This is a genomic window from Bifidobacterium lemurum, from assembly GCF_014898175.1.
GTDB lineage: Bacteria > Actinomycetota > Actinomycetes > Actinomycetales > Bifidobacteriaceae > Bifidobacterium > Bifidobacterium lemurum.
The window spans coordinates 1,880,955-1,900,977 of the sequence record NZ_CP062948.1 but is presented as its reverse complement, the minus strand read 5'-3'; the positions used below and the strand labels follow the sequence as shown (position 1 = coordinate 1,900,977).

Here is a 20,023-nt window from a genome sequence, read left to right as displayed (position 1 = left end):
GAAAAGCCCCAAGCGTAGCATCGCACCCAAGAAAACCGACATCGCCCGCGTCGCGCCCTTACTCGACCGCCTGCGTGAATTCTCCCACCAGCGCCTCCATCCATGCGATGAGGTCGTCGTATTCGGCCGGCATCTGTTCGGTGATCCCGACGGTCGGCACGTCGGCCTGTTCGGCGGACTGGACGATCTGGTCGGTGGTGGCGTTCGATTCCTGCGTGTTCACCACCAGCAGGGCGATGTCGCCGCCGGCGAACGCGTCGATGAACTCCTTCAGGTCGGATGGGGTGGGTTCGCTGTCGTTGGCCGTGGCCTGCGCGTACCCGGTGGGGGTGGTGTCGTCGAGCTGCAGGTCGTCGGCCAGATACGCGGCGACGGATTCGGTGGCGGCGTAATTCAGCCCGCCCGTCGTGGCGGCGGCCGTCTCGATCGCCGATTCCAGAGCGGCCTCACGCTCATGCCAAGCTTCGTTGAGCTGTTCGAACGTGGCCTGGTTTTCGGGGTCGGCCTCGACATAGGCCTCGGTGATCGCATCGGCCGTGGCGGAGCGGACATCCGCGGAAAACCACACATGCGGATTGTCGCCGGAGGTCTTGCCCGCGGCTTCGGCGGCATCCACCAGTGTTGCCTGCGTGGATTCGGCGGCTTTGACGGCCCAGGAGTCGTAGTCGGCGCCGTTCACCACGACGACCTGCGCCGAAGCGAACCGTCCCACGTCTTGGCTGGTCGGCTCGTAGTCGTGGGCCTCCACGCCGGTGTTGCTCATGATGGTGGTCACATCGACCAGGTCGCCGCCGAGTTCGCGGGCCACCGAACCCCACTGGTTGATCGAGGCGACCACGGCGATCCCATCGCCGTCGCCTGCCGTCGAGCCGCTTCCGTCCGAACCGCAGGCCGCCAATGCCGCCATCATCGAAATCGCCGTCACACCCGCCAGCGTCCGCTTCCATAGGTTCTCACGCATCATCTTTAACCTCTCCATTGTTAATGAGATTCATTTTCATTAACAACCATACACTATCCCCGGATATGCGAAAACCGCCCGAGTGTCCCGAGCGGTTTCCATATTCCATACGCAACCCAGCCGCAGCCATCCATGCGACGGTTTCAACGCGGCCGACGGCGATCCCGCCGCAGCCCCATCACCGATCCCATCACTGGCAGTCCGGGCACAAACCGAACACCTCCAAGGTGTGCGACTCCACGGTGAACCCATGCGCCGAAGCCACCTTACGCAGCCAGCTTTCACTGGGCGGATCCACCTGAACGGTTTTGCCGCACTTCTTGCACACCAGATGGTGGTGATGTCCGTCATCGCCGCATAAGCGGAACAACTGCTGGCCATCCAACCGAACGGTATCGGCCACGCCGGCATCCGCCAGGGCGTTGAGTTGGCGGTACACGGTGGCGAGCCCCACCTTCAGCCCGTCATCCTCCAGTTTGCGGTGCAGCTCCTGCGCCGACATGAACTCGTCGCACTCCTGCAACGCCGCGTGGATGGCGTCCTTCTGTTTGGTATTACGTTCCATACGTTCGACCATGAAATCTCGGTCCTCTTATCCGGCGGACGAGCGGATGCGTCATGCCCCGGCCCGCCCGCCATCGTCGCTATCGCAGATCGTTCCAGCAGCCGGTGCCCTCGATCGCCGCCACGGTCGCGGCGGTGTCGTCGGTGAGCACGGTGATATGGCCCATCTTGCGGTCGTGGCGGCCTTCCGCCTTGCCGTAATCATGCACGTTCCACTCGGGATGCTCTCCGATCAGCGCGCGGGTCGGTTCGACGTGCTGGCCGAGCACGTTGACCATCACGGCCGGACTGAGCAGCTTCGGCTGCGGCATGGGCCAACCGGCGATGCCGCGCACGTGCGCGTCGAACTGGTCGATGGAGCACGCCTCGATCGTGTAATGCCCCGAATTGTGGGGGCGCGGGGCGAGCTCGTTGACGATCACACGGCCGTCTTCGGTCACGAACAGCTCGATGGCGAGCGTGCCCGCGAGCGCGAAGCCGTCCGCCAACCGCAGGGCCAGTTCATGGGCAGCCTGGGCCACATCCTCGCTCACCTCGGCCGGGGCGACGGTCATGTGCAGGATGTTGTTGCGGTGCTCGTTGCGCACGATGGGGAACGTGACGAAATCCTTGCCGTTTCCGGCCACGAGGATGCTCGCCTCGAACGCGAAATCGACGAAGCCCTCGAGGATGCTCGGCGCGAAATCCCCAAAACCGCGCACCTCGTCCAGATCGGCCTCGGAACGCAGCACGGTCTGTCCGTGGCCGTCATAGCCGCCGGAGCGGGTTTTGAGCACCGCAGGGTAGCCGATCTCGCCGAGCGCCGATTCGAGTTCGGCGATGGAGTTCACCGCGCGCCAAGGCGCGGTGTCGGTGCCGTGGTCGTTGATGAACCGTTTTTCGTTGACGCGGTCCTGCGTCACGCGCAGCAGGTCGGTGCCCTGCGGCGCGGCGGCCAGATGGCGCACCTCGTCGATGGCGTCGGCGTCCACGTTCTCGAATTCGTAGGTGAGCACGTCGCAGCGTTCCGCCAGCTCGCGGATGGCGGCGGTGTCGTCGTAGGCGGCGGTCACCTGAAAATCGGCGACCTGCGCGGTCGGACAGTTCTCCGTGGGGTCGAGCACGCCGACCTTGAAACCCATATAGCGGGCGCTTAGGGCCATCATGCGGCCAAGCTGGCCGCCGCCGACGATGCCGATGGTGGATCCGGGCATCAATGTGGACACGCGTCCTTTGGTTTCCTCAGACAAGCTGGGCATTGGATTCCTCCACCTTGTCCTTCAATCCGTCGCGGTATTCCTGCAAGGCTTCGGCCAGACGCTCGTCGGTGGTCGACAGGATGCTCACCGCCAGCAGGCCGGCATTGGTCGCGCCCGAATTGCCGACCGCGGTGGTGGCCACGGGGATGCCGCCTGGCATCTGCACGATGGACAGCAGCGAGTCCCAGCCGGAAAGCGCGTGGGAACGCACCGGAACGCCGATCACCGGCAGCGTGGTCTGCGCGGCGACCATGCCGGGCAGATGGGCGGCGCCGCCGGCGCCGGCGATGATGACCTTGAATCCCTTGGCGCGGGCCTCATGCGCGAACTGCCCCATCAGCTCAGGCGTGCGGTGCGCGGAGATGACCTGCTTGTGGTAGGGAACCTCGAACTGGTCGAGCACGTCGCAGGCGCGCTTCATGGTCTCCCAGTCGCTGGACGAGCCCATAATCACCGCCACTTCGGGCGTGGTTGCATTGTCCGCCATTATCATTTACCTCCGGTTATTGAGAATCCGACTCCACTGTACGCCGCAAGGGCGAAGATTCATAGCCACTCCGCGGTTCCCGCATCCAGTTGGCACCCGTCACACCCAGTTGGCATTTGACGGCTCCAGTTGGCACCCATCTGAAACGCCTAATCCTTGCGATGCCGTAACGACGCGAAAACGTCATACGGGGCGGGTGCCAACCGGAGGGCCCAAGTGCCAACTGGTCGCGACGGGTGCCAACTGGTTTTTGCCGCCGACAGCGCGACAGGCCGATCAGTCCGCGATCGCGATGGCGACCTTGCCGAACACGCCGCCGTCGATGACCTTCTTGAATGCGGAAGGCGCGTCGGCGAGCGCATAGGTCGAGTCGATCACGGGATGCAGGTCGGCGTGCTCGACGAAACGCAGCAGGCGGCCGAAGTCCTCGCGCGAGCCCATGGTGTTGCCCTGCACGCGGATGTCTTGGAAGAACACGCGGGTGAGTTCCGCTCCGGGCTGGTCGCCGGTGGTGGCGCCGCAGATGGCGATGGTGCCGCCGGGTCGCACCGATTTGACGGAATGGCTCCAGGTGGCCGCACCCACCGATTCAATCACCGCGTCGACCTTTTTCGGCAGCCGCGCGCCGGCCTCGAACACGGCGTCCGCGCCGAGCTCCAAAGCCTTGACGCGTTTGGCCTCGTCGCGCGAGGTGACGAACACCTCGAGTCCGGCCGCATGGGCGAGTTGGATGGCTGCGGTGGAGACGCCGCCGCCCGCGCCTTGGACGAGGATCGTGTCGCCGGGCTTCACGTTCGCGGCGGTGAACACCAGCGAATAGGCGGTCAGCCAGCTGGTGCCGAGCGCGGCGGCCTCGACCAGGCTCAGGTTCTTCGGTTTGGCGAACACGTTGGCGCTGGGCACCGAGGTTTTCTCGGCTATGGTGCCGGGATAGCATTCGGACAGGATGGTGCGGCGTTCGCCGGGCAGCACGCCGTTGCCGTCGTTGCCCACGAAGGTGTAAAGCACGACCTCATCGCCGGCCTTGAGACCTTTGCGCACGGGGATGTCCTCGTCGAGGACGCCGGCGGCGTCGGTGCCGAGGATCATCGGCGTCTGTGCGGCGGCAAGGCCCACGCCTTTGAGACTCCACACGTCGTGGTGGTTGACGGTGGCCGCCTTGACGGAGATGGTGGACCAGTACGGGCGGGGTTCGGGTTCGGGCTGCTCGCCCACTTCGAGCATGTCCAGCGGGTTGTCGTAGTCGACTCCTGACGCGTATACGGCCTTCATGTGCGCTCCTTGCGATCCAGGCCGGCCCCCATGGCCGTCCGTCTGACCATATTACGACCGGGGTCGCACGCGGTTCCATCATCCAGACGCCCGTGCGACTTTAGCGCACATGATTCAAACAATCTAACATCACCTATTATGGCGGAATTCCGGGATTCCTAACGGTTTCATGTGCGTTTTCGAAGCGCGGGAGGGTCGCACGGACGCGATTGGAGCGGCGGTTCGTGCGCCGGGACATTAGGAGATGTTGGGGGCATTCACCCAAAACGCCTCCTTTCGGCCACCCACGGTCATATCATGCACTTTCGGCACAGCGAACGGAAAGGAGCCTCGGGTATGAGTGGCGCATTGTTGGGGAACATCACCGGCCCAGCCGACGTGAAGGCGCTTTCGGCCGACCAGCTGCCCCAATTATGCGCGGAGATCCGCCGGACGCTGCTTGACTACGGCAAAGCGCATGGCGGCCATATCGGATCGAATCTCGGCATGGTCGAGGCGACGGTCGCCCTGCACCGCGTGTTCGACTCTCCCCGCGACCGCATCGTCTTCGACGTGTCGCACCAAAGCTATGTGCATAAGATGCTCACCGGACGCGCCGCCGCCTACCTCGACGCGGAGCGCTACGACGAGGTGACGGGATTCACCAATCCGCTCGAAAGCGAGCACGACCATTTCGTGCTGGGACATACCGGCACGTCCATCTCGCTGGCCTGTGGTCTGGCGAAAACTCGCGATATGTCGGCGCAGACGGCATCGGCCGAAGCGGAAGAGGCCGAAGTCCCCCCGATCGGCAATGTGATCGCCGTGATCGGCGACGGTTCGCTCAGCTCCGGCATCGCCTTCGAGGGATTGAACAACGCGGCCGAGCAGGGCGGCAATCTGATCGTCATCGTCAACGACAACGAGATGTCCATCGCGGGCGATTTCGGCGGCATGTACGGACCGCTGGCGCGCCTGCGCGCTTCGGGAGGCACCGCCCAACCCAATATCTTCCAGGCGTTCGGACTGGACTACCGTTACGTCGAGGACGGCAACGATGTGGCCGCGCTGGTCGACGCCTTCGAGGGGGTCAAGAATATCGACCATCCCATCGTGCTGCACATCCATACGTTGAAGGGGCTGGGATTGGCTCCCGCCGGGGATACCGCCGCCCGCCGGCCTTCGACGCCGCCGCACGAAGACGCGCCCTGGCATTCCGATCTATGCGACCTGTCCGACCGCGACCTGCACGCGGGCCAATGCGAGGCCTCGCATTGGCAGTCGCCTGACGCCGCGGCGGACCGTCCGGATGACCCCCGCAAGCATTACGGCAAACTCGCCATGGCCGCGCTGGAGGCCCGGTTCGAGCGAGAGCCGGGACTGGTGGTCATCTCCCCCGCCACCCCGGGTTCGAACGGCATCACCCACGCGTTCCGTGAGCGCGCGGGCCGACATTACGTGGATACGGGCATCACCGAAAGCCATGCGGTGGCGTTCGCCTCCGGCATCGCCAAGGCGGGCGGCGTTCCGGTGCTGGCCACCACGGCGTCGTTCTTCCAACGCGCCTACGACCAGCTGCAGCAGGAGCTGGCGTTGAACGGCACACGCGTGACGCTGCTGGACTTCCTCGGCGGGCTGTCCGGTTCCGACAACACGCATTCCGGGGCGTTCGACATCGCCATGTTCGCCAATATTCCGGGATTGACCTGTCTGGCACCCACCGGCGAGCGGGAGTTCCTCGATATGCTCGCATGGTCCACCGGTCCGGCGAGCACCGGTCCGGTGGTGATCCGCGTTCCCGGCGAGCCGATTCTCGCGGCCGAACGGGCGGGTTCCTATCCACTGTTCACGGCCGAACCCGACGCGTCCGCGGCGGACGATTACACCGGCTATCGCATCACGCACGCCGGCGGCGACGTCGCGGTTCTGGGCTTGGGCAACACGTATCCGCTGGCAGAGCGGGTCGCGGCCACGCTACGGGAGCGGCACGGCATCGACGCGACGGTGGTCAACCCGCGGCAGTGCTCGACGCTGGACACGCGCACGCTGGAGGGCCTGCGCGGTTCCCATCGGTTGGTCGTCACGTTGGAGGACGGCCAGCTTGAGGGCGGTTGGGGCGAGAAGATCACCGCCTATTACGCGAATGCGGACTCGCGCACGTCCACGCGCGCCGGAGACGCCGCGATGCGCGCGCTCAACTTCGGCGCGGCCAAGGAGTTCACCGACCGCGTGCCGCTGGCGGAGCTCGACGCCCGCTATGGGCTGACCGAGGACGGCATCGTCGCGGCCGTGCTTGACGCGCTCTGAAGGGTGCGACCGCGCGTCATTCGCTGTTTTTGATGGCGTCCAACGCGGGGATGCGCACGGCCTTGTTGGCCGGTCCGAATCCTGCGATCACACCGACCAGCATCGAGAACAGCACCGCCGCGAGGAACAGCCACCATGGGATCACCGACACGCGGGTCACGTCCTCGCCGCCGACGATCGCATGCCACAGATTGTCGGGGCTCGGCCCACCCAACGCGAAGATGTTGATGCCCCATGAGACCAGTCCGGAGATCACGCAGCCGACCAATCCGCCGAACAGGCCGATCGCGCCGGCCTCGCCGAGGAACATCACGCGGATGTCGCGCACATAGCAGCCGAGCGCCTTCATGATGCCGATCTCACGCGTGCGTTCGGCCACCGACATGATCATCGTGTTCGCGATGCCGATGGCGGCCACGAGGAACGACACCGCGCCGATGCCGCCCAGCGCCAACTGCACGCCGCGGGACTGCTCCTCGATGCTTTTGCGCATCTCCTCGTACGATGAGGTGTTGAAGCCCATCGCCTTGATCTGCGCCTCCACCTCGGGCACGTCGGACAGGTCGGCGGTTTTGACCAGCACCTGGTTGTAGGTCGTGGATTTCTCCGCGCTCGACGGGTCGATCTTGGCCGTCAGTTTCTTGAGGTCGTCAAGGCTCATGATGATGCCGGACGAGGTGGCGTATCCCTTGTTGTAGTCCCCCTTGAGCACGCCCACCGGAGTGTATTCGACGGTTTGCGTGGCCGACGCGCCGGAGGATCCGCCCGTCGCGCCGACGCCCATACCGTTCATAGTGCCGCTCATGCCGCCGTCGTAGTCCACGCCGGTGGTGAGCTGGAACGTGGTCGCCAGCGGGTCGAAGAAGGGATCGTCGCCCTCGTTCTCCTGGCAGCCGTTCTCGTCGCATATGTATTCGCCCGGAGGGTTGCGCATGTTGTTCATTTCGGAGGCGAAGCGGTCGATGAAGCCGTAGGCGGTGTATTCGCCCACCAGCACTTCTCCGGATTTCAGCGGCGCGCGCCCGTCGAGCAGTTCGTAGCCCATCTGGTCGAGCTGGGTGGTGTCGATGCCCATCACGGAGATGTACTGCTGCATGTAGCGTCCACCCGCGCCGGCGGAGGCGCTGGCGCTGTAGAAGAAGTCCGCCATCGGCGTCGCGCCGGAGACACCGGCGATGGATCGGAAGGATTCCACGGCCTTATCGTCGAGTTTGGCGGGCTCCCCCGTCCCGCCCGAATCGGATGATCCGCCCGACGAGCCTCCGCCGGTGTATACGGTGATGATGCTCAGGTCGCCCATGGATTCGAGCATTCGTTCGTTCTGCTCGTTGATGCCTTGGCCGATGGAGACCATCAGCACGATCGAACAGCAGCCGACGACCACGCCGAGCACGGTGAGGATGGTGCGCGACTTGCGGCGGAAGAGGTTCTGCCGGCACAGGCGCAGGATATCGCCGAACCGCATGTCAGCCCCGGCCCGACTCGCCGGCGGAGGATGGCTCGCCGGCGGAGCGCGGCGCGACCGCGGAAGGCAGGTCGGCGATGACCTGCGTCGTCGTCCCATCCGCACTGTCCGCCGCGCCCGGCTCGCCGACGGTTCCCACGGGGACTGCGGAACCGGAGGCGGCGTCGCCGTTCGCCCAGTCATCCCACTCCTCGTCGATGTCGGCATGCTTGCCGGCCTTACGCTTCCTGCGGCGCGCCAGCATCACCACCAACACGACCGCAGCGGCCACCGCAACGGCGACGATCGCCCACACCCACCAGGCAGGCCCCTGCCGCGGCTCGTCGATCATACCGTCGTCGATCATACCGTCGTCGATCATGCCGTCGTCGATGGGCATGGCTTCCTGCACGTCGAGTGTGAGCGGGAACTCCTTGCTCTGGGACTGCCCGTCGGAATCCTCGTAGGAGACGCGCAGCTTCACCTCGGTGCTCCCGACGGACAGCGGCGTGAAGGCGAATCCGATCTGGCCGGTGGCTCCGGAGGCCACATTGCCGAGATACTGGGTACGCACCGCCGCGTCGACGCCGTCGCCCTCGATGGCGGCCTCGACGTTGGAGATATCGCCTTTGCCCTTGTTCACGTATTCCATCGTGACGGTGGTCTCCTCACCGGCGTTGACGACATCCGGCACCACCGGATCGTTGACCTGGAAGCGGTCGGGCTGGCTCACCGGCACGGAGATCTTGATGTCGGAGGAGTTCGAGGAGCGCATGCCTCCATCCACATACTCGTAGCGGAAGCTCACGGTGATGGGCTGGGCGCCGCTTTGCGCGCTGGAAACGGCCTGCATCGGCAGGCTTTGCGTCATCGTGTATCCGGCCCACAGCGAGTCGACGTAGAAGGTGTTCGTACCACCGGCGATGGCGAAGCTTTCGCCGCCGTCCACGGTCACCACCATGTTGGAAACGGCCACCTGCCCCATGTTCTGGAAGGTGAATCCGAGGGTGAACGAGCCTCCGACCGGCACCGAGCCGTCGCCATAGGAGAAGTTGGTGATGATGACGTTCGGCACCGGCCCCGCGATGGAATCGGAACCCGAACCGTCGGTGACGGAGCCGTCGGCCCCGTCCACCACGGGCACGACGGCACCTGCGCCCCCGTCGGTGGTGGTCAGCACGGCGGCGCCAGCGCGGCCGGAGGCGTCGGAACCGGCCTCGGCGAACGCGGTGGCGGGCGCGGCGAGGCATGCGACCATCATCAGCAGCAAAGCCAGCAACGCGCACAGCGGCGCGATCGCCTTGCGGTGTCGGATATTCGGCATGGCGGTTGTCCCTTCTTCTTGTGGTGGTTCTCTTGGAGACCGGCGTCGAGGTCGTGTTCAGCGGTCCGACGGCGCGGCCGGGCGCTCGCCGTTCATTCGATCGCCGACGATGCGCCCGTCGAGGATGGTGACGATGCGGTCGGCGTAGTCGGCCATCTGCGCGTCATGCGTGACCAGCACGATGGTTTGGTTGAAGTCGCGGGCGAAGGAGCAGATCATCTCCATCACGTCGTTTTTGGTTTTGGAGTCGAGATTGCCGGTGGGCTCGTCGGCGAACACCACCTCGGGCCGGGCCACGAAGGCGCGCGCGATGCCGACGCGTTGCTGCTGTCCGCCTGACATCTGCTTGGGATAGTGGCCGAGCCGATGCCCCAGTCCGACGCGTTTGAGCGCGCCGCGGGCGATCGCCTCGCGTTTGGCTTTGGGCATGCCCCGGAACATCAGCGGCATGGCCACGTTCTCGACGGCGGTGAGGTTGGGCAGCAGATTGTAGGACTGGAACACGAAGCCGAGGTGCCGCTGGCGGAAGGCGGCCAGCTCGCGCTCGTCGAGAGCGGAGACGACCACGCCGCCGATGCGCACGCCGCCGCGCGTGGGTTTCTCCATGCCGGCCAGCTGGTTGAGCAGTGTGGATTTGCCCGAGCCCGACTCGCCGAAGATGCAGCAGATCTGGCCGCGCGGGATGCTCAGGTTGATGCGGTCCAGCGCCACGACGGTCTCGTCGTCCACAGGATATTCCTTGCGCAGGTTCCTGACTTCGATGATCGGGCGGCGAGCGGAGCCTTGGCCGGGCGCGCCGCCTGCGTTGCTTACGGTCGCGGGGGAAGCGCCGCCATCGCGCGCGTCGCCGCGCCTATGCTCAACCGTCGCCATATGAGGCCTTTCTCACGCTCTCTTCTACCCGCTACGCATCAGTATAGGCAACCTCGCGCGGCGGCGCACCCTTAGGGGCTTTCCCCGATGGGCATGTAGCCATGCGTCGACAAGCCTCGACGGCGTCCGGCCACATCGGCCGCCTACCTTCCATCGCTCAGCGCGCGCCGTGGTCCTTCTGGTATTGCTCGCCCCACGCCTTCATCGCGTCGACGATGGGCTGCAGGCTTTTGCCGGTCGCGGTCAGCGAGTATTCGACGCGCGGCGGCACCTCGGCGTACACCTTGCGTTTCACCAGACCGTCCTGCTCCATGGCGCGCAGGTTCGAGGTGAGCACCTTCTGCGAGATCTTGCCGACGGAACGCTGCAGCTCGCCGAAACGCCTCGCGCCGCCCATCAGGTCGCGAAGGATCAGCACCTTCCAGCGGTCGCTGATCAGCATCAGGGTGGTCTCCACAGGACACGCCGGGAGATTGGTTTCTTGGGTCATTTTCTACCTTTTCTTTTCGTTGGAAACTCACAATGCTTCCCTTTTGGTAAGTATAGCACTTTATAGTGCCTACTTCCCAAAATATCCGTACTTGTCTTAAAGTAATCATTGTCAACGAAAACACTTCATCATCAAGGAGCAACTTATGAAGATCGCAGTCGTCGCAGCGAACGGCAAGGCCGGCCAGCTTATCGTCAAGGAGGCCGTGGATCGCGGTCTCGACGTCACCGCGGTGGTGCGCGGCGAGAACAAAACCGTGGCCGAGAACGTGCTGGTCAAGGATCTGTTCGACCTGACCGCCGCCGACCTCGCCGGCTTCGACGTGGTCGTGGACGCCTTCGGCGCCTGGACCCCGGAGACCCTGCCGCAGCACACCACCTCGCTGATGCATCTGGCCGACATCCTCTCCGGCACCGACACCCGCCTGCTGGTGGTCGGCGGCGCCGGCAGCCTCTTCCTCGACGCCACCCACACCGCCCAGGTCCAGGATCTCGAATCCTTCCCGGAGGTCTTCAAGCCGCTCGCCAACGCGATGGGCAACCAGCTCGTCGAGCTGCGCAAGCGCGATGACGTGAACTGGACCTACGTGAGCCCGGCCGCCGACTTCCAGGCCGAAGGCGAGCGCAAGGGCGAGTATGTGCTCGCCGGCGAGGAATACACCGCCGATGCCAACGGCGTGAGCGCGCTGAGCTATGCGGACTACGCCGTCGCCATGGTGGACCTCGCCGTCAACGGCGGCCACGTGCGCGAGCGCATCTCCGTGCGCTACTAATCCACCCTCAAGCGGAGAGCGCTCTCCCTTCTCCGTCATCCTAAGGAAAACGGAGAACCCCTCCCTGTCATCCAAGGCGGAGAACCCTCCACCTTCCCGTCATCCTGAGCGGAGCGAAGCGTAGTCGAAGGATCTCCTAGCATTGCACCAAACTAGATCCCTCGACTACGCGCTTCGCGCTCCGCTCGGGATGACATTGATAATGACCATTCGTCATACTGAGCGGAGCACAACGAAGCCGAAGCATCCCCATGGGATGACGCATAAAGTGGCAGCCCCTCCATCCGGGGGCCGTGCAGCAAGGAGCAGTCATGACCGATTCCGAACTCACTGAGGCCTTGCGCGGCCTCATCCGCCTTATGCTCGAGGAGTGCGGCATGACGGCGGCCGACCACGCTTTGGACGAGCGGGATTTCGACCAGTTGTGGTCCACCTTCCGCGCGTTGGCGAACACCCGCGCGCCGATGGAGGCGTCTCCTGCGTTTCTGGAACCACAGGACCGGGTGCTGCGCGAGGTCATCGCGCGCGCCGGCGTCACCGAGGCCGACGAACTTCCCCGCACCAAAGCCGACGCGCGCCTGTCCGTCTGGCGCGGCGACATCACGACATTGCGCGCGGACGCCATCGTGAACGCGGCCAACGCCGGCATGACCGGCTGCTGGTCGCCGAACCACCATTGCATCGACAACGCGATCCACACTTTCGCCGGCGTGCAGCTGCGTCTGGAATGCGCGCGGCTGATGGAATCCCAGGGCCATTCGGAACCCACAGGACTCGCGAAATCCACCGCCGCATACAATCTGCCGGCGAAGCATGTCATCCACACCGTGGGACCGATCGCGAACGGCGCCCCCACCGACGAACATCGCGCGCAGCTCGCCTCCTCGTACCGCCACTGTTTGGACGAGGCGGCGCGGTTGGGCTGCGCGAGCCTCGCATTCTGCTGCATCAGCACCGGCGTGTTCGGCTTTCCACAACGCGAGGCCGCCGCCATCGCCGTGCGCGAGACGCGCGCATGGCTCGACGGGCATGCCGACGCGGGCGTCACCCATGTGGTGTTCAACGTGTTCGGCGAAGAGGACGAAAGGATCTACCATGCCCTTCTGGACGCATAAGAGACAATCCGCACAGTCCGGCGAGCTCCTCGACGCAACGGACCTGCTGGCCGCGCCGGAACCTTCGGAGACCGGCAGCGACGACTCCGCTTTCGGCGGGAGCGAGGACGTATGGGCGGACGCCGATCACGTCGGCATCGACCTACGACTCGGAGTCGACGACGAAGCCGACGCGGACGATATCCTCGCCGAGGCGCGCGAGCTGATCACGGGCAGCGAACGCGTGCTCATCGGCGCGGGCTCGGGACTGTCCACAGCGGCGGGATTGACGTATTCCGGCGAACGTTTCACCCGCAACTTCGGCCCATGGATCGACAAGTACGGCATATCCGACCTGTACTCCTCATCGTTCTACCCCTACCCCACCGACGAGGAGCGCTGGGCGTATTGGGCGAAGCATGTGGATCTGAGCCGCTACGAGCCGCCGGCGATGCCGCTGTACCGACAGCTGTTGGACGGCGTGCACGACAAGGACTACTTCGTGCTCACCACGAATGTGGACGCGCAGTTCGCCAAGGCGGGCTTCGACCCGTTCCAGATCTTCGCCACGCAGGGCGACTACGGCTTCATGCAGTGCATGCGCGGCTGCCATCAGCGCGTCTACCCGCTGGACGACTTGGTGCCGCGGATGCTCGAGCGCACCGTGGACTGCGCGATTCCCAGCGACCTGGTGCCGCACTGCCCGGTGTGCGGCGGGCAGATGATGGTGCATCTGCGCTGCGACCAGTATTTCGTGCAGGACGAGGCGTGGTATGAGGCGCAGCGCCGCTATAACCGTTTCATCCAACGGCTGCAGGAGCGCCCTGACGTGCCGACCGTGCTGCTTGAGCTCGGCGTGGGCTGGAACACGCCCAGCATCATCCGTTTCCCCTTCGAGGCGATCGCCGCGATGTTCGACATTCCGCTGATCCGCATCAACTACGACGACGCCCGCATCGACGCCGCGGATGTGAGCCAAGGCTTCGAAATCCAGGACGACATCGCCGCCGTGCTATCCAAACTCCTGTAGACAGTACGATTCCCGCCCAGCCTGCGTCTTCATCAAGGCGACAGGCCGGCGGGCTTGGCCGAATCCAGGTGTCGCCGGAAGGGTACCGGTGTTGCTACAGTGGATGACTGTTGTTCGGCCCCGTAGCTCAGCTGGATAGAGCATGTGACTTCTAATCTCAAGGTCGCCGGTTCGAGCCCGGCCGGGGTCACGAAAACACTCGAATCTCAACGATTTTGGGATTTCAGGCTTCCGTTTCGCGCACGTCGGCGACGCTGCCGGCGCGAGGGATCGCCACCGTTCGCAACGGCTGCGAGGCGGCGGGTGACGGCGCGCGGCAGAAGACGTTCGCCGGCCGCCCCGGCTCTGGTGAGATGGCCATGGTAGGCGAGGACGTCGCCACGCATCATCCGACGATAGGCGAATTCGGCGAGGCGGCGGGCGTTGGCCGGCCGACCCATCGTGAAGAAATTACGGCCACCCATCGAAGCCGCCTTGGCGAACCCGGTCGAGGTCGGACCGGGACACACGCAGGTCACGCTCACGCCGGTGCCGCGCAGTTCGTGGGCCACCGCCTCCGAAAAGGAGCGCACGAACGCTTTGGATGCGAAGTACATCGCCATCCAAGGCCCCGCCATCATCGATGAGACCGACGCGATGTTGAGGATGCGTCCATGCCCGGTCTCGCGCATATCACGCCCATATCGGTAGGTGAGCTCCGCGAGCGCGACCATATTCAGTTCCATCATCGCATGCTGACGGTTCCAGTCGGCGTCGAGGAAGCCGGTCCAGTCCGCGAATCCCGCGTTGTTGACCAACGCTTCGACCGTCAAACCATGCGAGTTCGTGAAGTCGTGCAGTCTTCGGGGCGCATCGGCCTCGCTCAGATCGACCGGAAACACCACGACGCGAACGCCATAGCGCGACTCCAACACCGAACGGACCTGGTCCAGCCGCGCCTCGTCGCGCGCCGCGAGGATCAGATCGTATCCGTCCGCGGCGAACAGCACCGCGAGTTCGCGGCCGATGCCGCTCGACGCGCCGGTGACCAACGCATACGCCATAACCGTTATCTCCTTCATCTTCGATATTCGCTTATTCTTCTTCCGTCATCGACGCCGATTCGTCCTGCGTTCCGCACACGCGCCCGCACGAGACGGACGCCTTCTTCAGAATTCGATGACGCGAGGCGTGTTGTCCGGGTCGTGGCAGGCCATGGACGCGATGCAGTCGGGGCTTATGCTCTGTTCGCGGATCCAGGCGAGGGAACGCCGCTGCTCGGATTTGTCGAGCGAGATGCCGGAGGTGACCATGTCCCGCCACGACCGGGTGGCATAGCCGCCGTCCGCGAACAGCAGCACGTATTTGCCGCTCGGGTTGGTGATTTTCACGGCCACCTGACCGCGGGTATGTCCGGGGATGTTCACCAGCCGCACGCTGCCGTCGCCGAATAGGTCGAACGACCGCCGGCATGGACCTTGGTCGTCGTTCCAGTCGTACAGGTCGATGTTGTCCAATCCGGCCCACCATCGGGGGCAGAACCGGATCCTGTTGACGAATCCCGGCTCGTTCGCGCCGTCCATCTCGTCGCGCGCGATCATGATGCGTTTGGCGTCGGCGACGAGTTTCAGCCCGTTCGCGTGGTCGCAGTCGAGGTGGGAGACGACCACATAATCCAGATCGCTTGGTCTCAGGCCTTCGGCGGCGAGCTGCTCGTCGATGGTCTGGCCCGCGGCCACCTCGCCTTGGTTGACCTTGTACAACGCCCATGAGCCAAGCGATTTGATCTGCGCGCGTTTGTCGTACACGCCGTCGGGGCTCATATCGCGATGCCAGCCGGTGTCCACAAGCACACGGCCTTTGGGTGTGGTGACGAGGAACGCGCACACCGGCAGCCACAGGCGTTTGCTTGGCGGCACGAACACGCCGGAGCCTTTGACGATGCCGCAATGGTCGCCGCCGAACGGCAGATTCGGCGAGACGCGCACACGTCCGCATTGGAACACCCGCACCGAAAAACCCGTGTCCGTGCCGTCGCCGTGATATGCGCCATCAGTCGTATAAATCATGATCCCGCTCCTTCCGCCGGTCGCCTGTTTCGCCGTCGCGTGGAGACCGGAACGTCGGAAATCGCCGGTATCCACGCCATGGATTCCATTGAACACGGCAAGGCACAGTGGAAGGCCGATTCCAGCGCTACACAAACGCGCGAAGTGTCCACTATGCTTAGGCGGCATGAGCGCCATCCACCCCTATGCGGCCACGCCTGATGATTATCCCGCGCCGGAACCGACCCCCGCCCGCGAATCCATAGAGTCCGCGCTGCTCGCCTACATGCGTGACACAGGTAAACCCGCGGCGGCCGTATCCGTCACGGAGATCTGCCGACGCGCGTTCGTGGCGCGCAGCACGTTCTACGCGAACTACCGCAATGTCGATGAGGTATTGGAGACCATCGAGAACCGTCTGGTGCGCGCCATTCTCGATCGCAGCGCGTCCATGGTCGACCTCAAGGCCGGTCCGGAATCGGCCGTGGCCTCCTGCGCCAATGTGTTCGCGTTGATCCGCGAACGGGAGCCGGTGTTTCGCACGCTGCTGCTTGATGTGCCCGACCCCCGGTTCGTCGGCAAATGGAAAAAAGCGATATCCCATCATTTCTGGCGAAGGTTGTTCGCTCCGGCCGATGATGCGGCCGCGGTCGTCGGGGCTTCCCGCGATGCCGGCGACGATGCCGGAGGAATCGGCGATTCCGCCGACGCGCGGTTCGCACGCCGGCGTCGCGGCCCCGCCACACTGAACCGGGCGCTTATGCTGGAGATGATCGCCAGCGCCGTCGTCGGCGCCTTCACGTTCTGGCTGGCCCACCCCGATCAGGTGGAGCCGGCCGAAATCGATGATCTGGTCGCGCGTCTGATCGTCGACATCGACGATATCTGGTGACGCGCGGCCTGCGGTCCGATCGGATCGCCGCTTTACTTGTCGAAGCGGGCGCCTTCGGGTTTGCTGGCACCCACGTACAGCGCGAGGGCGAGGACGAATCCCACCAGAATCAGCACGATGCCTCCCACGACGAGCCCGAAGGCGGCATCGTCGCCGAGGGACGAGGCGCCATACTGGCTCAGTGCGTTGAGGCTCAGCGCCTGGCCGACGTAGCCGAACACGGACGGCAGCAGCACGAACCAGCCGGAGCGGTTCCTGTCATGCAGACGGCGCACGGCCACGGACAGGCTGGGGATGATCGTGCCCAGTGTCCACACCACGCTCACCACGCCGACGACCATGGCCACGGAAAGCACCTGGCCCAGCATGTTGAGGGCGGCGTTGACAAGGGCGCAGAACAGGTACGCCCACCAGTATTCGGAACGGGAGGCGCGGCCGGAGAACGTGGCGTACTTCTTGAAGTATCGCACCACGGCACCGCCGAAGCCGATGCCGTAATACGGCTTGTCCAACGCGGGCTCGCCCGGCGTCGTCACGGGGGCGGCGGTGGGAGGAGTCGAATATTCAGGCGCGGTCATGGAACCCTTCTTTCTTGCTCATTATGCGGAGGCCGACGGGAGCGGCCTGTGGCCATTATGTCAGCACACGCCCGCCCAGCACGCCTCCCAAGACCGCGAACGCCCGGCAAACCACGCGTCGACTACCCCAAAAAGGGCATTATTCGCGATCCGCGGCTCCCGCGCGTCCAGCGAACGGGGCGCTCCGAGACGCGACAAGCCGCGTTCGACCGGGAGAGCCCGCCATGACCGTTGAATTCAACGATGGCAGCGTTCGATGATGTCGGTCAGCATTCGGCGCGTCCTCACGTATTTCGCCAGTGGAATCGGCACCACCACGCCGGAGGCCAGTTCCAGTTCGCCTCGGCGGATGGAGGTGACGTAATGCGCGTTGACCAGATATCCGCGGTGCACGCGGCAGCAATAACCCGGCAGCCGTTCCGAAAGCTCGCCAAGCGACACATTGCAGAAGAACGCTTTGGTCAGGGTCACCACCTCGCATCCGTGGTTGCGGCTTTCCACGTAGATCAGGGTGCGCGGATCGACGTACAGCATCCGCCCGCCGCTGGATATGCCCACGCGCTGCGACTCCGCGTCCCCCACCGAAAGTTTGCGTGCGATGAGGAACGCGGCCGCCTTCATCTGCGGGGACTGCCACAACGGTTTGCGTCCACGAAGAGTCGGGGAGCATTCCAGCTCCCACCCGTCGTCGGAGTCCATGACCAGATCCCGCAGGCGAGCGGAGTCTTCGGACCTATACGGGTTGGCGCCATTGCGATCATTGCCGCGCATGACGTTCCCGCCGCGTCCCGGACGTTCGGCGTCCGACCGTCCGTCGGCCCGCTCCAACCCCATCATGGTGGCGCCCAGTCCCTCGCCCTGCCATTCGAACGAATAGTGCTGCATGAGGATTTTCGCGGCGCCTCCCACCACACCATAGGTGATGGAGAACATGGTGCGGAAGCTGCGGCCGGCGTTCGTCCCCTCTTTCAGGCAGGTGATGAGGTCGCCGAACACCAGCGCGGTTTCCTTGCTGTGACGCAGCGTATGGTATTCCTCGATCAGAATGTCGGCTTTCGCGAAGTGGACGAATTCGCGGAAATGGTTCCTGATGGAATCGCCGCCGAACATCATCGACGCGCCGGATCCCAACCAGGCGGTTTGCGGGCAGAGCAGCGAATCCCACAGGGAGGTGTCGCCGCGCAGATGGTAATCGTGCATGACCTGTCGGGTCATCTTCTCGACGTAGCGTAGCGGAGCGGTCGAGATGGCGTCCGCGCCCGCGTCGGAACCACAGGTGCAGGTGGCCCCATCATCAGGGTGACGCGGAGACGAACCGCCATCGTCTCCCGTACGCTCCAGCCGACCGACCAGCTGATGTTCCATGACCTATCACCACCGTGACTTCCCCGTTTTGTGGCACCATCATATGCGGAAACGGCCGGCGGCTCTGAGGCACGGCACGCGGCAGTGACGCAAATCACATCTATTCGATGATCCAGCTCAGCCCCACGAGCACCACGAGGAACAGCACGTTCACCGCCGAATACACGGCGAGATACCGGCCCTTGCGGTCCGGATACCTCTTGGTGACGTTCTTGTAGGAGACCAGCGAGGCCATGGACGCGATCAGCGTGCCCATGCCGCCGAGGTTCGTGCCGATGATGAGCTCGCGCCATTGGTCGCAGAACCCGGAGAGCAGCAGCGTGGTCGGCACGTTGCTGATGATCTGGCTGCTGCCGACGGCCACCTCGAGCGGATGGTCGTTGACCAGGGAGGCGGCGAGCGTGTAGAACTCGGGAACGCGCTTCATATTGCCGATGAAGATGAAGAACATGACGAAGGTGAGCGGCAGCCCCCAGTCGACGTGGCGGAAGGCGCGCCGGTCGGTGAACAGGAAGGTGGCGATCACGATCACGCACATCACCCACAGCGGGATGATGTCGCTGACGGCCAACAGGCAGACGAGGAACAGCGCCGCGTAGACGATGGTGCGCCATCCGCCGTAGCCCGCGCCGTAGCCGGTGATGCGGATCTCATCGGGCTGGGGCAAGGCGTGCTCGGGGGCGAGCACGCCCTGCTCGATGCCCGCGCCGTCGAGGGACCGGAACTCGTCGACCGGCTGGCGGCCGAAGGCGAAGAAGATCACGACGAGCAGCAGCGCCGCCGCGGTGGCGGAATACGGCGCCATGATGCCGATCATCTCCAGCGAGGGCATGCCGGTGAGGGCCTTGAGATACAGGTTGTGCGCGTTGCCGATCGGGGTGAGCATGCTGCCCACGTTCGCGCCGATGGTCATCAGCGTGGCCACGAGGACCACACGGTCCTCCATGTCGGCCATGGTGAGCACGGCGATGGCGAACGGTATGAACGTGACCAGCGCCACGTCGTTGGTGATCAGCATCGCGGAGAAGAAGGTGAGCGAGACCAGCGTGATGATCAGCCCGCGGGCGGTGCTGACCCTGTGCAGCAGACGCGAGCCGATGATGCGGAACACGCCGATGCGCTGCAGACCGCACACCACCAGCATCAGGCAGACAAGCTGCAGGATGGTGCTGGCATGCACGTAGTCGGCGTATTCGGCGTCCGGAGGCACGATGAAGCATGAGATCAACGCGAGGATGGCGGCGATAATGAGGATGGTCTCGTTCTTGACCACTTTGATCAGCAGCTGGCGCATGAACCCTCCATGGAGTGCCTGTAAAGCACTCC

Annotated in this window: 19 protein-coding genes and 1 tRNA gene; 6 read left to right on the top strand and 14 right to left on the bottom strand. The window is 64.7% G+C overall.

Annotated features, from left to right (window positions below):
• Positions 1-58: 58 nt before the first annotated feature.
• From BL8807_RS07275 to BL8807_RS07255, 5 genes are all read right to left on the bottom strand, one after another.
• Complete coding sequence (locus BL8807_RS07275) at positions 59-964, bottom strand: metal ABC transporter solute-binding protein, Zn/Mn family (protein WP_072726552.1); 906 nt, start codon at positions 962-964, stop codon at positions 59-61.
• Positions 965-1,151: 187 nt separating this feature from the next.
• Entirely contained in the window at positions 1,152-1,538 is a 387-nt protein-coding gene (locus BL8807_RS07270; RefSeq protein ID WP_072726554.1) for a Fur family transcriptional regulator, read from the bottom strand.
• 67 nt (positions 1,539-1,605) lie between these two features.
• Positions 1,606-2,763, bottom strand: coding sequence for a 5-(carboxyamino)imidazole ribonucleotide synthase (gene purK, locus BL8807_RS07265; RefSeq protein ID WP_072726556.1), 1,158 nt, complete (start codon positions 2,761-2,763; stop codon positions 1,606-1,608).
• Entirely contained in the window at positions 2,747-3,250 is a 504-nt protein-coding gene (purE, locus tag BL8807_RS07260; protein ID WP_072726558.1) for a 5-(carboxyamino)imidazole ribonucleotide mutase, read from the bottom strand. The genes purK and purE overlap by 17 nt, the downstream gene beginning before the upstream one ends.
• 276 nt (positions 3,251-3,526) lie before the next feature.
• Positions 3,527-4,522 (bottom strand): zinc-binding dehydrogenase, encoded by a 996-nt coding sequence (locus tag BL8807_RS07255; RefSeq protein WP_072726560.1) that lies wholly within the window; start codon positions 4,520-4,522, stop codon positions 3,527-3,529.
• Positions 4,523-4,819: 297 nt separating this feature from the next.
• Here BL8807_RS07255 and BL8807_RS07250 point away from each other — a divergent pair, with 297 nt between their 5' ends.
• Positions 4,820-6,808, top strand: coding sequence for a 1-deoxy-D-xylulose-5-phosphate synthase (locus BL8807_RS07250; RefSeq protein WP_094725252.1), 1,989 nt, complete (start codon positions 4,820-4,822; stop codon positions 6,806-6,808).
• Between the two features lie 16 nt (positions 6,809-6,824).
• On the opposite strand, the gene BL8807_RS07245 is transcribed toward BL8807_RS07250, so the two are convergent.
• From BL8807_RS07245 to BL8807_RS07230, 4 genes are all read right to left on the bottom strand, one after another.
• Positions 6,825-8,273: an ABC transporter permease gene (locus tag BL8807_RS07245; RefSeq protein WP_072726563.1), complete on the bottom strand. Its 1,449-nt coding sequence runs from the start codon at positions 8,271-8,273 to the stop codon at positions 6,825-6,827.
• A 1-nt stretch (position 8,274) separates the two neighbouring features.
• Positions 8,275-9,576, bottom strand: a complete 1,302-nt coding sequence (locus BL8807_RS07240; RefSeq protein WP_226847300.1) for a COG1361 family protein — start codon at positions 9,574-9,576, stop codon at positions 8,275-8,277.
• A gap of 57 nt (positions 9,577-9,633) precedes the next feature.
• Positions 9,634-10,449, bottom strand: coding sequence for an ABC transporter ATP-binding protein (locus BL8807_RS07235; protein WP_083570262.1), 816 nt, complete (start codon positions 10,447-10,449; stop codon positions 9,634-9,636).
• A gap of 157 nt (positions 10,450-10,606) precedes the next feature.
• Entirely contained in the window at positions 10,607-10,939 is a 333-nt protein-coding gene (locus BL8807_RS07230) for a winged helix-turn-helix transcriptional regulator (RefSeq protein ID WP_072726565.1), read from the bottom strand.
• Positions 10,940-11,084: 145 nt separating this feature from the next.
• On the opposite strand from BL8807_RS07230, the gene BL8807_RS07225 reads away from it, so the two are divergent.
• The 4 genes from BL8807_RS07225 to BL8807_RS07210 all read left to right on the top strand — a co-directional run bounded on the left by BL8807_RS07225 (position 11,085) and on the right by BL8807_RS07210 (position 14,025).
• On the top strand, positions 11,085-11,711 hold the full coding sequence (locus BL8807_RS07225; RefSeq protein WP_072726567.1) for an SDR family oxidoreductase: 627 nt from the start codon (positions 11,085-11,087) through the stop codon (positions 11,709-11,711).
• Positions 11,712-12,022: 311 nt separating this feature from the next.
• Positions 12,023-12,826, top strand: a complete 804-nt coding sequence (locus tag BL8807_RS07220; RefSeq protein ID WP_072726569.1) for a protein-ADP-ribose hydrolase — start codon at positions 12,023-12,025, stop codon at positions 12,824-12,826.
• A complete protein-coding gene (locus BL8807_RS07215) occupies positions 12,807-13,835 on the top strand; it encodes an SIR2 family NAD-dependent protein deacylase (RefSeq protein ID WP_094725250.1) in 1,029 nt (342 codons plus the stop codon). The genes BL8807_RS07220 and BL8807_RS07215 overlap by 20 nt, the downstream gene beginning before the upstream one ends.
• A gap of 116 nt (positions 13,836-13,951) precedes the next feature.
• A tRNA-Arg gene (locus tag BL8807_RS07210) sits at positions 13,952-14,025 on the top strand.
• A gap of 16 nt (positions 14,026-14,041) precedes the next feature.
• On the opposite strand, the gene BL8807_RS07205 is transcribed toward BL8807_RS07210, so the two are convergent.
• Positions 14,042-14,878, bottom strand: coding sequence for an SDR family NAD(P)-dependent oxidoreductase (locus tag BL8807_RS07205; protein WP_072726571.1), 837 nt, complete (start codon positions 14,876-14,878; stop codon positions 14,042-14,044).
• A 105-nt stretch (positions 14,879-14,983) separates the two neighbouring features.
• A complete protein-coding gene (locus tag BL8807_RS07200; RefSeq protein WP_072726573.1) occupies positions 14,984-15,883 on the bottom strand; it encodes an N-acyl homoserine lactonase family protein in 900 nt (299 codons plus the stop codon).
• A gap of 166 nt (positions 15,884-16,049) precedes the next feature.
• Between BL8807_RS07200 and BL8807_RS07195 the strand changes: the two genes are divergently transcribed.
• The gene (locus BL8807_RS07195) at positions 16,050-16,754 is read left to right on the top strand and encodes a TetR/AcrR family transcriptional regulator (RefSeq protein ID WP_072726575.1); all 705 of its coding nucleotides are present in this window, start codon (positions 16,050-16,052) and stop codon (positions 16,752-16,754) included.
• A gap of 32 nt (positions 16,755-16,786) precedes the next feature.
• On the opposite strand, the gene BL8807_RS07190 is transcribed toward BL8807_RS07195, so the two are convergent.
• The 3 genes from BL8807_RS07190 to BL8807_RS07180 form a co-directional block, all read right to left on the bottom strand.
• Positions 16,787-17,332 carry a DUF805 domain-containing protein gene (locus BL8807_RS07190; RefSeq protein WP_072726577.1) on the bottom strand — a complete coding sequence of 182 codons (546 nt, stop codon included), beginning with the start codon at positions 17,330-17,332 and terminating at the stop codon, positions 16,787-16,789.
• 237 nt (positions 17,333-17,569) lie between these two features.
• Positions 17,570-18,697 carry a LytR/AlgR family response regulator transcription factor gene (locus tag BL8807_RS07185; protein ID WP_072726580.1) on the bottom strand — a complete coding sequence of 376 codons (1,128 nt, stop codon included), beginning with the start codon at positions 18,695-18,697 and terminating at the stop codon, positions 17,570-17,572.
• A 100-nt stretch (positions 18,698-18,797) separates the two neighbouring features.
• Positions 18,798-19,991: an SLC13 family permease gene (locus BL8807_RS07180; protein WP_072726582.1), complete on the bottom strand. Its 1,194-nt coding sequence runs from the start codon at positions 19,989-19,991 to the stop codon at positions 18,798-18,800.
• Positions 19,992-20,023 lie beyond the last annotated feature (32 nt).

Excerpts from the sequence above, each read along its gene's own strand:
- BL8807_RS07275 (WP_072726552.1), bottom strand. The coding sequence starts at position 964 with ATGATGCGTGAGAACCTATGGAAGCGGACGCTGGCGGGTGTGACGGCG.
- BL8807_RS07270 (WP_072726554.1), bottom strand. The coding sequence starts at position 1,538 with ATGGTCGAACGTATGGAACGTAATACCAAACAGAAGGACGCCATCCAC.
- purK (WP_072726556.1), bottom strand. The coding sequence starts at position 2,763 with ATGCCCAGCTTGTCTGAGGAAACCAAAGGACGCGTGTCCACATTGATG.
- purE (WP_072726558.1), bottom strand. The coding sequence starts at position 3,250 with ATGGCGGACAATGCAACCACGCCCGAAGTGGCGGTGATTATGGGCTCG.
- BL8807_RS07255 (WP_072726560.1), bottom strand. The coding sequence starts at position 4,522 with ATGAAGGCCGTATACGCGTCAGGAGTCGACTACGACAACCCGCTGGAC.
- BL8807_RS07250 (WP_094725252.1), top strand. The coding sequence starts at position 4,820 with ATGCACTTTCGGCACAGCGAACGGAAAGGAGCCTCGGGTATGAGTGGC.
- BL8807_RS07245 (WP_072726563.1), bottom strand. The coding sequence starts at position 8,273 with ATGCGGTTCGGCGATATCCTGCGCCTGTGCCGGCAGAACCTCTTCCGC.
- BL8807_RS07240 (WP_226847300.1), bottom strand. The coding sequence starts at position 9,576 with ATGCCGAATATCCGACACCGCAAGGCGATCGCGCCGCTGTGCGCGTTG.
- BL8807_RS07235 (WP_083570262.1), bottom strand. The coding sequence starts at position 10,449 with ATGGCGACGGTTGAGCATAGGCGCGGCGACGCGCGCGATGGCGGCGCT.
- BL8807_RS07230 (WP_072726565.1), bottom strand. The coding sequence starts at position 10,939 with ATGACCCAAGAAACCAATCTCCCGGCGTGTCCTGTGGAGACCACCCTG.
- BL8807_RS07225 (WP_072726567.1), top strand. The coding sequence starts at position 11,085 with ATGAAGATCGCAGTCGTCGCAGCGAACGGCAAGGCCGGCCAGCTTATC.
- BL8807_RS07220 (WP_072726569.1), top strand. The coding sequence starts at position 12,023 with ATGACCGATTCCGAACTCACTGAGGCCTTGCGCGGCCTCATCCGCCTT.
- BL8807_RS07215 (WP_094725250.1), top strand. The coding sequence starts at position 12,807 with ATGCCCTTCTGGACGCATAAGAGACAATCCGCACAGTCCGGCGAGCTC.
- BL8807_RS07205 (WP_072726571.1), bottom strand. The coding sequence starts at position 14,878 with ATGGCGTATGCGTTGGTCACCGGCGCGTCGAGCGGCATCGGCCGCGAA.
- BL8807_RS07200 (WP_072726573.1), bottom strand. The coding sequence starts at position 15,883 with ATGATTTATACGACTGATGGCGCATATCACGGCGACGGCACGGACACG.
- BL8807_RS07195 (WP_072726575.1), top strand. The coding sequence starts at position 16,050 with ATGAGCGCCATCCACCCCTATGCGGCCACGCCTGATGATTATCCCGCG.
- BL8807_RS07190 (WP_072726577.1), bottom strand. The coding sequence starts at position 17,332 with ATGACCGCGCCTGAATATTCGACTCCTCCCACCGCCGCCCCCGTGACG.
- BL8807_RS07185 (WP_072726580.1), bottom strand. The coding sequence starts at position 18,697 with ATGGAACATCAGCTGGTCGGTCGGCTGGAGCGTACGGGAGACGATGGC.
- BL8807_RS07180 (WP_072726582.1), bottom strand. The coding sequence starts at position 19,991 with ATGCGCCAGCTGCTGATCAAAGTGGTCAAGAACGAGACCATCCTCATT.